Consider the following 13727-nt stretch of genomic DNA (forward strand, 5'->3'; position numbering starts at 1 on the left):
GCCAATTCTTATGTCGAATCACTTAACTCAAATTCAAATCACCCAGCCTGATGATTGGCATTTGCATATTCGTGATGGTGAAGTGATGAGAGATGTATTGGTTGATACAGCGCGGCAATTTGCACGTGCGATCATCATGCCTAACCTCAAGCCCCCAGTCACTACCGTAGATTTGGCGGATGCCTATCGGGCTCGGATTGAGAGTCAGCTCCAAGTGTTAGGCATTACAAGCTTTACGCCATTAATGACCTTGTACTTGACTGATAACACTTCAGCCGATGAAGTACGTAAAGCAAAAGCGTCAGGTATTACAGGGATTAAGTTATATCCTGCGGGTGCTACAACTAATAGTGATGCGGGTGTGAGTGATTTGAAGTATTGCACTAAAGCGCTTGAGGCAATGCAGGAAGTGGGTATGCCTCTTCTAGTGCATGGTGAGGTTACTCACTCTGACATTGATATCTTTGATCGTGAAGCTGTTTTCATTGATCAAGTATTAATTCCTCTGCGTAAAAACTTTCCGGCACTCAAGATTGTGTTTGAACACATCACCACACTCCAGGCGGCACACTATGTGCGTGATGCTATGAGTGAGCAAAATACTATTGCTGCAACCATTACCCCACAACATTTGCTCATGAATCGCAATGCGATTTTTGCTGGTGGCATTCGCCCACACAATTACTGCTTGCCAGTTCTTAAACGTGAGGAGCATCGCCTTGCTTTGTTGGAGGTGGCTACTAGCGGTAGTCCGCGATTCTTCTTGGGAACAGATAGTGCTCCGCATGCGAAGGGTGCCAAAGAGGCTGCCTGTGGTTGTGCTGGTTGCTATAGTGCTTTTAATGCTTTGGGCTTATATGCTGAGGCATTTGAGAGTGTTGGCAAGCTCGATAAATTAGAGGGCTTTGCTAGTTTCTATGGCCCTGATTTCTATTCATTACCGCGTAATACTGGAAAGATTACCCTCATTAAGCAGGCGCAAGCCATTCCAGCAGAGTTGCCATTGGGTGAGCAAACCATTGTGCCTTTGCGTGCTGGTGAGAGTATTGCCTGGTCCTTGGCAGCTATTTAAATCAATTAAATTAAGCCACTTTTCTCCGACTGCGTTAGACTGCAGGCGCAGAGTCAATTAGGCAATCGCCGCCTCTTTATTGAGGGGGAGGAAAGTCCGGACTCCATAGGGTAGGGTGATGGTTAACGACCATCCACGGTGACGTGAGGAATAGGGCCACAGAGACGAGCGTATTTAGTTACGGTGAAACGCGGTAACCTCCACCTGGAGCAATCCCAAGTAAGTAGGCGATGAGGCGTCCCGCTGAGTCTACGGGTAGGGAGCTTGAGCCGTCAGGTAACTGCCGGCCTAGAGGAATGATTGCCCCTAGATGCAAATCTAGGCGACAGAATCCGGCTTATCGATTGACTCTGCACTTATTCAGCAACAAGCTCAATGCTGTAGCTTAGCTCAGCCGTTTTGGCCAACATAGCTGTGGCTGAGCAATATTTGTCATGCGATAGTTTGACGGCTCGATCCACTTTGGCAGGATCTAGATCTTTCCCCTTGATCTGAAAATGCAGGTTGATCTTGGTAAAGACTTTGGGATCCTCAGTGGCCCGTTCAGCTTTGAGGGTGACATTGCAGGCACTAATGGCCTGACGGGAGCGTTGTAGGATTAAAACAACATCAAATGCAGAGCATCCTCCTGCTCCTGCTAGGAGCATTTCCATCGGTCGGGGAGCTAGATTTTTACCGCCTGCTTCCGGGGCGCCATCCATATTAATGAGGTGACCACTACCGGTTTCTGCTGAAAAAGCCATGCCATCAGTTCCTAACCAGGCTACTTTGCATTCCATATTAGTGATCCCTAACTTAGTAAATTAATCAATATTATCAATAGTTTACCAATTTATACATAAAACAGTGTTGGAATAAAAGCATTAAATAATTGACCGCGGTCAATTTTTTTGCACCGCACAATGAATTTTGTGTAAAATAACCATATTGGTAGTCAGTCTTATGTAAGAGATTGATGTACCTCCCAGTGTCTCCTCCACTTAAACATAGGTGGATTCCAACCCAGGACTCGTTCCTGGGTTTTTTTTGGGTTACAATTCAAGGCTTTACTGAATTGCCGTCCTAGTCAGCGGTAATTGTTTTACCAGTGAAATTACAGAATCTGCGAGCTTGCAAACATAAGCAGGGCCAAGGTGGACGTAGTTTGATTGGAGTAATTTTTATTTTGACTATAACAATTTGATAAATCATGAAAACTTTTTCTGCAAAATCCCATGAGGTAGTGCATGAATGGTTCGTGATTGACGCTACGGACAAAGTCCTCGGTCGTGTCGCCAGTGAAGTGGCACACCGTCTACGCGGCAAGCACAAACCCGAATACACACCACACGTTGATACTGGCGACTTTATTGTTGTCATCAATTCTTCTAAGCTGCGTGTTACAGGCACCAAAGGCTTGAACAAGATTTATTACCGTCACAGCGGATACCCAGGTGGTATTAGCTCGACTAACTTCGACAAAATGCAAGACCGTTTCCCAGGTCGCGCTTTAGAGAAGGCTGTGAAGGGTATGTTGCCAAAAGGCCCACTAGGCTATGCCATGATCAAGAAATTAAAAGTCTACGGCGACGCCAATCATCCGCATGCGGCTCAACAGCCAAAAGCGTTAGAGATTTAAGGAAACCAAATGGCTATTAATTACGGAAATTGGAATTACGGCACAGGTCGTCGCAAGAGCTCTGTTGCACGTGTATTCATCAAATCAGGCAAAGGTGAGATTACTGTTAACGGTAAACCTATCGATGCATACTTTGCTCGCGAAACATCACGCATGATCGCTCGTCAGCCTTTGGCTCTCACAGCCCACCTCACTACCTTTGATATCAAGGTAAACGTGAGTGGTGGCGGTGAAACTGGCCAAGCTGGTGCAGTTCGTCACGGTGTGACGCGCGCATTGATCGACTACGACAACGCATTGAAGCCAGCCCTGTCTAAAGCAGGCTTGGTGACTCGCGATGCTCGTGAAGTTGAGCGTAAAAAAGTTGGTCTGCACGGCGCGCGTCGTCGCAAGCAGTTCAGCAAGCGCTAATTCTTTCAGTCGCTTATGTTTTATCAGAAAGGGTCGCGCAAGCGGCCCTTTTTGTTTCTACAATCAATAGAATTGTAAGAATCGTGCAGTAAGCTTTATCCATTCTTTTTAATTAATAAGTTGCGCAATCAGTATTTTGGAGAAACACATGATTAAGGTTGGCATTGTTGGTGGAACTGGTTATACAGGCGTTGAGTTATTGCGCTTACTCGCCCAACATCCTGAAGTGAAGCTTCAGGCCATTACATCTCGAACGGAAGCTGGTATGCCAGTAGCGGAGATGTTTCCTTCTTTGCGTGGTCGTATTGATCTTCAGTTCACTACTCCTGATGAAGCAAAGCTAAATGAGTGCGATGTCGTCTTCTTTGCAACTCCGCATGGTGTTGCAATGGCGCAGGCAAAAGAACTACTTGCTAACAATGTGAAGATTCTGGACTTGGCCGCAGACTTTCGTTTAAAGGATGTAAAAGAATTTGCTAAATGGTATGGGATGGAGCATAGCTGCCCAGATATTTTGGCTGAAGCGGTGTATGGCTTGGCTGAAATTAATCGTGAGGCGATTAAGAAGGCGCGTGTTGTGGGATTAGCTGGTTGCTATCCGACTTCGGTGCAGTTGGGTTTGGCGCCGCTACTCTCACCAAAATCAACTGGTGGTAAGCGCTTGATCGATGGTACACATATTATTTCCGACTCGAAGTCGGGTACTTCTGGTGCCGGCCGTAAAGCTGAAATTGGGACTTTGCTTTCTGAGTCGAGTGATAACTTTAAGGCTTATGGTGTTAAAGGCCATCGTCACCTTCCTGAAATCGTCCAAGGTTTGAAGGCAATTGCAGGCCATGAAGAAATCGGTCTGACATTTGTGCCACACCTCACTCCAATGATTCGGGGCATTCATTCCACAATTTATGTACGCTTGACTGAGGTGGGTGAAAGCGTGGACTACCAAAAGCTCTATGAAGACTTTTATAAGAATGAGCCTTTTGTGGATGTGATGCCAGCGGGCAGTCATCCAGAAACCCGTTCCGTGAGAGGTAGCAATGGCTTACGTATTGCAATTCATCGTCCAGGTGGCGGTGATACCTTGGTGATTTTGGTGGTCGAGGACAATTTGGTTAAAGGTGCTTCTGGCCAGGGGGTTCAGTGTATGAACTTGATGTTTGGCTTGCCAGAGACCATGGGCTTGACTCAAATCGCTGTATCCCCTTGAATGCTAGGGGTTTGAGGCCTATTATTGGCTCTATTAAGACCCCGCGTGCAAGCAGGATATTAAAAGCCTAAAATAGGACATTGCCTTTCGAATTAGGAGTAAATCATGACACAAGCAGCCACCCAAGAATCAGTAGCACCAGCAGTCGATCTCGCCGAACCACCAACACCATTGGTGTTTACGGATAGCGCTGCGGCTAAGGTTGCTGATTTGATTGCCGAAGAAGGTAATCCAGAATTGAAATTACGCGTCTTTGTTCAGGGCGGCGGTTGTTCTGGATTTCAGTACGGATTTACTTTTGATGATGCCGTAAATGAAGATGACACTTTGTTTGAAAAGAACGGTGTGACTTTGCTGGTTGATTCAATGAGTTTCCAATATTTAGTTGGCGCTGAGATTGATTACAAAGAAGATATCAACGGTTCGCAATTTGTGATTAAGAATCCCAATGCGACTACCACTTGTGGTTGTGGTTCCTCTTTCTCTGCATAAACATAACACTAAGTAATTTAAGCTGGATAACAAGCGCCCAAAATTCTAGGGCCCTTCGCTCCAGTAACGGCTGGCAAATTTGCCGGCCGTTTTTCTTTGTGAGCCCACGCTAGCCAAGCAAAGGCAAGTCCTTCAACGAGTTGTGGGTCAATGCCAAATTGATTGCTAGTTACAACAATCAGTGGGTGCTCGAATAGCTCCAATGATTTAGTCTCTAGCAGATGCATGAGTGCCGTATTTTGCGCGCCACCCCCACAGACAATCAGTTGTTTAGTTTTTGGCGCATAACTAGCAAGCGCTTGTAGTGCTGAGATAGCAGTCAAGTGCAAAAGCGTAGCTTGTACATCTTCAGGCTCAATATTTTCATCGCTAATATTGTTGCGAAGCCACTCAAGATGAAAATCATCCCGGCCGGTACTCTTCGGTGGCTGCTTGGCAAAGAATGAATCAGCCAACATACGTTCTAGTAATTTTGTATGAACGCTACCTTGTAAGGCCCAGTTGCCATTGGCATCATAGGCATGCCCTTGTTGCTCTGCAATCCAAGCATCCATCAGCATATTTCCGGGCCCACAATCAAAGCCCCTTACTTCGCCCTGCATTGGTAATAAGGTGAGGTTGGCAATGCCGCCAAGATTAAGTGCAGCGCGATCTTCATTGCTTGCGCCAAACTGCTGATCATGAAAGGCTGGCACCAAAGGTGCCCCGTGGCCACCGGCTGCCATATCTCGGCTGCGGAAGTCGGCAATGACATCAATACCCGTTTCCTCGGCCAAAAGTGCTGGATTCAGGGTTTGATGGGTATAGGCTAAGTCGCCGAAACCAGGTTGATGACGAATGGTTTGGCCATGTGCGCCAATGGCACTGATTTGGGCAGGAGATAGCTCTGCCTTTTGTAGCAATTGCTGAACGCATGTTGCATAAGCTAAAGACAGTAAATTGGCAGCTTGGTTTTCCCGATGAATTTCATTATGACCTGGGCTTTGAAGGTCGGAGAGGATTTTGCGTAAGGGATCATCAAAAACAGTGCTGACGGCCTCTAAAACGCTGGATTTACCATTTGCATCGATTTGGGCGAGAACGGCATCAATCCCATCTAGGCTGGTGCCAGACATAAGGCCAATGTAGTAGGAGTGCGGTTTATTCATCTCGTTCTCAGGAATGCGACAATTATGCTTTAGCAACTTAAATACTAAATCACTGTATCAGCATGACAGCTAAACCAGAACAAAAATACCCATTAACCCCTGAAGTTTTTGCCGCTCTTGAAGTCACGAAGCGTGGCTGTGATGAGCTATTGGTCGAGGCAGATTGGGTGCAGAAGTTGGCGCGTAGTCAAGCCACGAATACCCCGCTGAGGATTAAATTGGGTTTAGATCCTACTGCGCCAGATATTCATCTAGGGCATACGGTAGTTTTGAACAAATTGCGTCAATTACAAGACTTGGGTCATACAGTGATCTTTTTGATTGGCGACTTTACCAGCATGATCGGCGATCCATCTGGACGTAATGCTACTCGCCCCCCATTAACTCCTGAAGCTATTGCGATTAATGCAGAAACCTACTATCGCCAGGCGAGCATGGTTTTAGACCCTGCAAAAACGGAAGTGCGTTACAACAGTGAGTGGTGTGATCCATTGGGCGCACGCGGCATGATTCAGTTGGCTGCTAAATACACTGTTGCACAAATGCTAGAGCGCGATGACTTTACTAAGCGCTATCGTAATGGTGTACCGATCTCCGTGCATGAGTTCTTGTATCCATTGATGCAAGGTTATGACTCAGTAGCGCTTAAGAGTGATCTGGAGCTAGGTGGTACTGATCAAAAATTCAATCTTCTCGTTGGGCGCGAACTTCAGCGTGAGTATGGCCAAGAGCCGCAATGCATTTTGACTATGCCACTTTTGGTTGGTCTAGATGGTGTTGAGAAGATGAGTAAGTCCAAGGGTAATTACATTGGCATCAGCGAACCTGCTGGCGAGATGTTTGGCAAGCTAATGAGTATCTCCGATGACTTGATGTGGGATTACTTCACCTTGCTCTCATTCCGTCCCATGGCAGAAATTGATTTAATGAAGCAAGAAGTAGCGGCCGGTAGAAATCCACGTGATTGCAAAGTGATGCTCGCTCAAGAAATTGTGGCACGTTTTCATACGCAAGCGGCGGCAGAAAAGGCTCTAGATGACTTTAATCACCGCGCTAAAGGTGGCATACCGGATGACATTCCAGAGGTGACCCTCACAGGTGCTCCAATGGGAGTCGCCAATTTTCTCAAGGCTGCAGGGCTTGCTCCATCTACCTCAGAAGCTAATCGCAATATCGAGCAAAACGGTGTGAAGATTGATGGCGCCACCATCACCGATAAGCAACTCAAGGTTGAAGCTGGGACCTATGTGGTGCAGGTAGGTAAACGTCGGTTTGCTAAGGTCGCACTCAGTTAATTAAAAAACCACCCTCGGGTGGTTTTTAATAGGACTTGAGTTTGCTCTTTCAATCGAGCAGATTATTATTCGGAGGCGTTAAGCCAAAGTGCTCATAGGCTTGCCGGGTTGCTATGCGACCACGTGAGGTGCGTTGCAAATAGCCCTGCTGAATCAGGTAGGGCTCTAGGACATCTTCAATCGTATCGCGCTCTTCGCCAATGGCTGCAGCCAAGTTATCTATTCCGACCGGCCCACCATCAAATTTATGCAAGATGGCTTCGAGCAATTTGCGATCCATCACATCAAAGCCGCTAGGATCTACGTCGAGCATCTTCAAAGCCGCGTCAGCCATGGCTTTAGTAATGGTGCCAGTACCTTTGACTTCAGCATAGTCACGCACCCGGCGCAGCAGGCGGTTTGCAATACGTGGAGTGCCACGAGCGCGCTTGGCAATTTCTACTGAGCCTTCCGGGTCAATCTTCGCTTTGAGTAGATTGGCTGAACGATCAATAATTTTCGTGAGCTCTTCAGTGGTGTAAAACTCTAGACGCGCCACAATCCCAAAACGATCACGCAATGGGTTGGTGAGCATCCCAGCGCGGGTGGTTGCACCAATCAGAGTAAATGGCTTGAGATCGATTTTGACGCTCCGAGCAGCGGGCCCTTCGCCAATCATGATGTCTAGACTGTAATCCTCGAGTGCAGGGTAAAGAATCTCCTCAACTACAGGAGACAAGCGATGAATCTCGTCAATAAACAAGACGTCGTTTGTTTCTAGATTGGTTAGCAGGGCTGCTAGATCACCTGGCCTATCTAAGACCGGACCACTGGTTTGGCGAAGATTCACACCGAGCTCACGGGCAATGATATGCGCCAGGGTTGTTTTACCAAGACCTGGAGGGCCAAATAGCAATACATGATCAAGTGCTTCTTGACGGGCTCTAGTGGCGCTAATGAATATCTCTAATTGAGCGCGCGCTTTGGTTTGACCAACATATTCATCGAGTTGTTTAGGGCGCAGTGCTTTTTCAAAAACAGCTTCTGCATTACCTGCTGAGCCACTCACAATGCGATCACCGTTTTCTGGTAAATCGTCGGGAAGAGTGCTTAGATCGTCAGTGTGTATCGCCATACCGCAAGTGTAGTGGGTTTAGCCTTTAGATAGGTACTTCAGACCCAGACGGATGCCATCGGATACGGAGCTGTCCACCGGAATTTGTTTGAGCGCCAAAAGCGCTTCTTTTTCTGAGTAGCCCAACGCAAGCAGAGCCTGTAGTACCTCACTACTCGCCTCGATAATATGAGGCTTGCCTGTACCAATACCAAGATCAGGAGCTAGTTTGTCTTTCAGTTCCAAGCAGAGGCGTTCGGCCGTCTTTTTGCCAATACCCGGAACCTGAGTTAAGCGACCTGCTTCTTGCATGGCAATTGCTTGGGCTAGTTCATTCACACTCATGCCTGAGAGCACGGCTAATGCGGTGCGGGAGCCCACGCCGCTAATTTTGATTAAAGCCCTAAAAGCCTCACGCTCAGTTTCAGTAGCAAAGCCAAAGAGTTGCTGCGCATCTTCGCGTACCTGAAAGTGGGTCAGGAGAGTAATCTTTTGATTGACCTCCGGTAGCTGATACAGCGTGCTCATAGGCACGTCAATTTCATAGCCAACCCCTTGGCAATCAACCAATAGGCGGGGAGGGTGAACCGAAATTAAGGTTCCTTGTATACGACCAATCATGTCAGGATCTTACCTTGTTTCCATTAATTCATTGAGCGTTTACTTGCTGCGCTTCTTGGTCGCCAGTGCACTGCTGATTGCTTTTGGAATATGAGCATGGTGTGCTGCGCAAATGGCTACTCCTAATGCATCGGAGGCATCTGCACCAGGCGCACGGCTTAAACGCAGTAGTCGCTTAACCATCTCTTGCACTTGGGGCTTAGCGGCTCGACCCGTACCAACAATCGATTGCTTGACACGTAAGGCACTAAATTCATCTACGGGTAGTTTGGCGGCAACCAAGGCTGCGATCACGGCACCCCTGGCTTGGCCTAGCATTAAGGTCGAGCGTGGATTGACGTTTAAGAAGACCTCTTCAATGGCAGCCGCCTGGGGTTGATAGGTATCGATGACCTCTTTGATCCCAGCATATAAAGCGCCAAGGCGTTCAGGTAAGCCTTTGGCTGGATCGCCACTTTCAATCGTCCCAGAGGCTACATACGTCAACTTTTGGCCTTCGACATCAATCACGCCAAAGCCAGTAATACGTAGTCCTGGGTCGATTCCTATCCAGCGCATGGCTTCTTAATGACGGAAATGACGAGTACCAGTAAAGATCATGGCAATGCCATGCTCATTTGCTGCCGCAATGATTTCATCATCACGCATACTGCCCCCTGGCTGAATAGCGCAACTGGCGCCACCATTGACTACCACATCAAGGCCATCGCGGAAAGGGAAGAAAGCGTCGCTAGCGACCGCAGATCCTTTCAGGCTTAGGCCAGCATTTTCAGCCTTGATACTGGCCATCCGTGCAGAATCTACTCGACTCATTTGGCCGGCGCCAATACCGAGAGTCATCCCATTGGCGCAATAGACAATCGCATTCGATTTCACAAATTTGGCAACACGCCAAGCAAATAACATGTCATTCATCTCGCTGGGAGTTGGCAAACGTTTGCTAACTACGCGCATTTCACTTTCAAGAACATTTTTAGCATCTGGTGATTGCACTAGCAAACCGCCACCAACGCGTTTGAAGTCAAATGTATTAAAGCCGTCACCCAATGGGATTTCTAATAGGCGAACATTTTGTTTGGCAGCAAAAATTGCTTTAGCTTCATCGCTAAAGCTGGGGGCAATCAACACTTCCACAAATTGCTTAGAGATTTCTTGAGCAGCAGCGCCATCACATGGCACATTAAAGGCGATGATTCCACCAAAGGCGGAGCTTGGATCGGTTTTAAATGCCTTTTGGTAAGCCTCAAGCGCATTGACGCCCACTGCTACACCACAAGGGTTGGCATGCTTAATGATGACGCAAGCAGCAGCGCCACCGGCGTTATTTGCAAAGCTCTTTACGCACTCCCAGGCAGAATCTGCATCTGCAATATTGTTATAAGACAGCTCTTTACCTTGGAGCTGCTTGTAATTAGCTAAAGCACCTGCTACTGGTTGAATATCTTTGTAGAAAGCAGCGGACTGATGTGGATTCTCACCGTAACGCATCTCTTGAACTTTTTCAAAAGCAAGATGCAGTGTATCGGGATAGGCAGAGCGTGCTTTGTGATCTAGTGCATCATCTAATGAAGAAAGGTAGTTTGCAATGGCACCGTCGTATTGAGCGGTATGCGCAAATACTTTCTTCGCAAGACTCAAATTCGTTTTGTATGACACGACATTTTGATTGGCTTTCATTTCTGCCAATACAGGCTCGTAATCTGCTGGTGAAATCAATACAGTGACATCTTGATGGTTCTTAGCAGCAGCGCGCAGCATGGCTGGTCCACCAATATCAATATTCTCTACTGCATCTTCAAAAGAGCAGTTTTCACGCGAAACTGTTTCATTAAAAGGGTAAAGATTGATCACCAGCATATCAATGGTATCAATTCCATGTTCTTTTAATGCAGCCATATGCTCAGGGAAGTCCCGGCGCGCTAGCAAGCCACCATGCACCATAGGATGAAGAGTTTTAACCCGGCCATCGAGCATTTCTGGGAATTTGGTGAGTGAAGATACTTCAACTACGGGCAGTTTATTTTCTGCCAAGAGTTTTGCCGTACCGCCTGTAGAGATGAGCTTGATGCCCTGCTCATGTAATGCTTTAGCAAAAGGCACAATGCCATTTTTATCGGAGACGGAAAGAAGAGCTGTGCGGATCATATTGGAGATAAAGAGTAGTTAAAGTTTGATAGATAAATTGATTTACTTGATGAGTTTGTGCTCTAGTAATTTTTTATGCAGCGTATTGCGATTGATCCCAAGAAATTGTGCAGCCAAAGATTGATTTTGTTTGGCATGTTGCATTACTAACTCAAGCATGGGTTTTTCGACTACCCCCAAAACCATTTGATAAATATCGTTTGGAGGAGTTCCCTTCAGATCATCAAGATAGCGTTGTAATTGGGTTTCAATACATTCGGTGATGGGGTGTTTATTGGTCATCGTCAAAAGAGGGCGGGCTTGTTAAGCGGCCTCTAAAAAAAGTAATTGATCGGAATGGGATTTCATCTCATCAAAAAAATCATTCACCATTTGCAACTGGGTTTTGCAATCATCAGCAGTGTTCATGCGCTGCCTAAAGGCATGAGAGTCGCGCAAACTTTTGCAATACCAGCCAATATGTTTTCGGGCCGTACGCAAGCCAATGTATTCACCATAAAACTCATAGTGATCTAGCAAGTGGGCATTCATGATGCTTTGAATTTCTTCGATTTGTGGGGTTGGTAATTTCCCACCCGTTTCCAAAAAATGATTAATTTCTCGAAAGATCCAAGGGCGACCCTGGGCTGCACGACCAATCATGATGGCATCTGCACCCGTAGTCTGTAAAACAAACTGAGCCTTTTCGGGGGTATTGATATCACCATTGGCCACCACTGGAATACCAACACTATTTTTAACAGCAGCAATCGTTTCGTACTCAGCCTCGCCGTGATACAAATCTGCCTTTGTGCGACCGTGGACAGTTAGCATGGAGATACCAACTTTTTCTGCCAACTGAGCAATTGCGATCGCATTCTTATGCTCGCGATCCCAGCCAGTTCGAATTTTCAATGTCACTGGAACGGCGTCCGGCCCAACACCAACTGCTTGTACTACCGCTTCCAGAATTTTTTCTACCAATGGTTCATCACGCAAGAGGGCCGAGCCCGCGGCAACATTACATACTTTTTTCGCTGGACAACCCATATTGATATCAATAATTTGGGCGCCATGATCAACGTTGAGTTTGGCCGCGGCTGCCATCATTGCCGGATCAGCACCTGCAATTTGTACAGCAATCGGCTTGAATTCGCCTTGGTGGTTGGCGCGACGCTGGGTCTTTTCGCTCTTCCAAAGGAGTGCATTTGAAGCAATCATCTCGGAAACTGCATAACCTGCACCCAACTTTTTACACAGTTGTCTAAATGGACGGTCCGTTACTCCCGCCATGGGGGCAACAAAGAGTCGATTTGCGAGAAGGTGAGGACCAATCTTCATTAAAAAAGTCGGGGCTGTGAAATGTCGCTGTGGCGGGTTGGAAAGCATGACACTTTAGCACAGGAAGGGGGTAAATTGCCTAAAAAATAGGCAAATCCAGTCTAAAAATGGTAAACCTGCAGATCTGAGTTAAACAGGCCTAACGGCGACCAAACATCATTTGGCGGGCTAAGGCTATTTTCACTGGAGGAAGCCACTGCAGACTCGATAAAGCCAGTCCGCGAGCCAGTACAACGGGAAGAAGATTGGACGTAAATACCCGCGCCATGATGTCTGTTAAACCAATGGTGGCCGTTCGGTCCGCTTTGCGGCTAGTTGCATAGTCTTTGAGGGTATGAGGCAGAGATTCGGATGATGATTCTTCTGTTCCCGAATACAGCGCTGAGAGTTTTTCAGCCAAAAGATAGGCGTCACGTAGGCCTAGATTAAGACCTTGGCCGGCAACGGGATGTAAGGTCTGGGCGGCATTACCAATCCAAACCTCATTGCCTTGGGTAATTTCTTTGCGATAGTTCAAGCCCAGTTCATACAGTCGCCGATCGCGCACTTTTAAGAATTTCCCCAGCCGAGTGCCAAACTCTTTTTGAAGTTCAGTCAGAAAATCGACATCATTGAGATCTAGGCGCATTTTTGCTACCGCAGGTGAGCTGCACCAGACTACATTAAGGGTATTGGCGTCATAGTGGCTGGGCAGGATCGCTAGGGGACCTTCTGCAGTAAAACGCTCCCATGCTTGATAGGGGATAGCGCTTTCTACTTCAACCAAGCCAACCAAAGCTGACTGACCATAGTCACGGCCAGATTCAACCCAATCTTGTGTTTTAAATAAGCCACCTTCGGCATGCACAATGCATTTGGCGTCTGTTGTAGGACTTTCTTGATTGGGTGCGATGTGCTCCCAAGCAAAATTGGGGGATGTTTTCTGAATTGCCCTTAGGGATTTGCGTAAGGTCAGGTGAATATCGCGATAGCGAATGATGTGGCCCAGAGCATCCTGATGAAGCTCTTCACGTGTCATCAAGGCGCGACCAAAACGACCTGATTGGGAAACATGTACCCGATGAATATCAGCCGCTTCCTTGGGCCATGCCTTGATCGTATCTAGTAGCAGCTTACTGCCGTGTGAAAGAGCAATACCGCGACTATCAGCTGCCACAAGATCCGCATCATCGGCTGGATTGCGATCTTGCAACACGAGTTTTGCCTCTGGAAATTTTTGCAGACACCATGCTGCGCAAGCTAGACCAACAGGACCGCCGCCTTGAATCAAGATATCGAAATGATCGTTGCTCATGCGCTGACTGG

General features: G+C 47.1%; 15 protein-coding genes and 1 other RNA gene. 7 read left to right on the forward strand and 9 right to left on the reverse strand.

Annotated features, from left to right (window positions below):
• Positions 1–10 precede the first annotated feature (10 nt).
• Positions 11–1072, forward strand: a complete 1062-nt coding sequence (pyrC, locus tag M2125_RS07850; RefSeq protein WP_280742803.1) for a dihydroorotase — start codon at positions 11–13, stop codon at positions 1070–1072.
• Positions 1073–1121: 49 nt separating this feature from the next.
• Positions 1122–1428, forward strand: an RNA gene (rnpB, locus tag M2125_RS07855) — RNase P RNA component class A.
• Here rnpB and M2125_RS07860 read toward each other — a convergent pair.
• A complete protein-coding gene (locus M2125_RS07860) occupies positions 1429–1851 on the reverse strand; it encodes an OsmC family protein (protein ID WP_076023684.1) in 423 nt (140 codons plus the stop codon).
• A gap of 410 nt (positions 1852–2261) precedes the next feature.
• On the opposite strand from M2125_RS07860, the gene rplM reads away from it, so the two are divergent.
• The 4 genes from rplM to erpA all read left to right on the forward strand — a co-directional run bounded on the left by rplM (position 2262) and on the right by erpA (position 4800).
• The gene (gene rplM, locus M2125_RS07865) at positions 2262–2690 is read left to right on the forward strand and encodes a 50S ribosomal protein L13 (protein ID WP_071466176.1); all 429 of its coding nucleotides are present in this window, start codon (positions 2262–2264) and stop codon (positions 2688–2690) included.
• Between the two features lie 9 nt (positions 2691–2699).
• Positions 2700–3101, forward strand: a complete 402-nt coding sequence (gene rpsI / locus M2125_RS07870; RefSeq protein WP_076023685.1) for a 30S ribosomal protein S9 — start codon at positions 2700–2702, stop codon at positions 3099–3101.
• A 148-nt stretch (positions 3102–3249) separates the two neighbouring features.
• Positions 3250–4308: an N-acetyl-gamma-glutamyl-phosphate reductase gene (gene argC, locus M2125_RS07875; RefSeq protein ID WP_076023686.1), complete on the forward strand. Its 1059-nt coding sequence runs from the start codon at positions 3250–3252 to the stop codon at positions 4306–4308.
• Between the two features lie 105 nt (positions 4309–4413).
• The gene (gene erpA, locus M2125_RS07880) at positions 4414–4800 is read left to right on the forward strand and encodes an iron-sulfur cluster insertion protein ErpA (protein WP_076023687.1); all 387 of its coding nucleotides are present in this window, start codon (positions 4414–4416) and stop codon (positions 4798–4800) included.
• 17 nt (positions 4801–4817) lie between these two features.
• Here erpA and M2125_RS07885 read toward each other — a convergent pair whose 3' ends face one another.
• Positions 4818–5948 carry an anhydro-N-acetylmuramic acid kinase gene (locus M2125_RS07885; protein ID WP_076023688.1) on the reverse strand — a complete coding sequence of 377 codons (1131 nt, stop codon included), beginning with the start codon at positions 5946–5948 and terminating at the stop codon, positions 4818–4820.
• 62 nt (positions 5949–6010) lie between these two features.
• Between M2125_RS07885 and tyrS the strand changes: the two genes are divergently transcribed.
• Positions 6011–7243, forward strand: coding sequence for a tyrosine--tRNA ligase (tyrS, locus tag M2125_RS07890; RefSeq protein ID WP_076023689.1), 1233 nt, complete (start codon positions 6011–6013; stop codon positions 7241–7243).
• A gap of 49 nt (positions 7244–7292) precedes the next feature.
• On the opposite strand, the gene ruvB is transcribed toward tyrS, so the two are convergent.
• The 7 genes from ruvB to M2125_RS07925 form a co-directional block, all read right to left on the reverse strand.
• Entirely contained in the window at positions 7293–8357 is a 1065-nt protein-coding gene (ruvB, locus tag M2125_RS07895; protein ID WP_280742805.1) for a Holliday junction branch migration DNA helicase RuvB, read from the reverse strand.
• Between the two features lie 18 nt (positions 8358–8375).
• Positions 8376–8957, reverse strand: coding sequence for a Holliday junction branch migration protein RuvA (gene ruvA, locus M2125_RS07900; RefSeq protein ID WP_280742806.1), 582 nt, complete (start codon positions 8955–8957; stop codon positions 8376–8378).
• A 39-nt stretch (positions 8958–8996) separates the two neighbouring features.
• The gene (ruvC, locus tag M2125_RS07905; RefSeq protein ID WP_076023692.1) at positions 8997–9515 is read right to left on the reverse strand and encodes a crossover junction endodeoxyribonuclease RuvC; all 519 of its coding nucleotides are present in this window, start codon (positions 9513–9515) and stop codon (positions 8997–8999) included.
• A 6-nt stretch (positions 9516–9521) separates the two neighbouring features.
• On the reverse strand, positions 9522–11102 hold the full coding sequence (gene purH / locus M2125_RS07910) for a bifunctional phosphoribosylaminoimidazolecarboxamide formyltransferase/IMP cyclohydrolase (protein WP_076023693.1): 1581 nt from the start codon (positions 11100–11102) through the stop codon (positions 9522–9524).
• Between the two features lie 42 nt (positions 11103–11144).
• Positions 11145–11384, reverse strand: a complete 240-nt coding sequence (locus tag M2125_RS07915; RefSeq protein WP_076023694.1) for a helix-turn-helix domain-containing protein — start codon at positions 11382–11384, stop codon at positions 11145–11147.
• A gap of 21 nt (positions 11385–11405) precedes the next feature.
• Positions 11406–12422, reverse strand: a complete 1017-nt coding sequence (gene dusB / locus M2125_RS07920; protein ID WP_280742807.1) for a tRNA dihydrouridine synthase DusB — start codon at positions 12420–12422, stop codon at positions 11406–11408.
• A 139-nt stretch (positions 12423–12561) separates the two neighbouring features.
• Positions 12562–13716: an FAD-dependent monooxygenase gene (locus M2125_RS07925; RefSeq protein ID WP_076023696.1), complete on the reverse strand. Its 1155-nt coding sequence runs from the start codon at positions 13714–13716 to the stop codon at positions 12562–12564.
• Positions 13717–13727 lie beyond the last annotated feature (11 nt).

This window comes from Polynucleobacter sphagniphilus (assembly GCF_029892205.1).
Taxonomy (GTDB): Bacteria; Pseudomonadota; Gammaproteobacteria; order Burkholderiales; family Burkholderiaceae; genus Polynucleobacter; species Polynucleobacter sphagniphilus.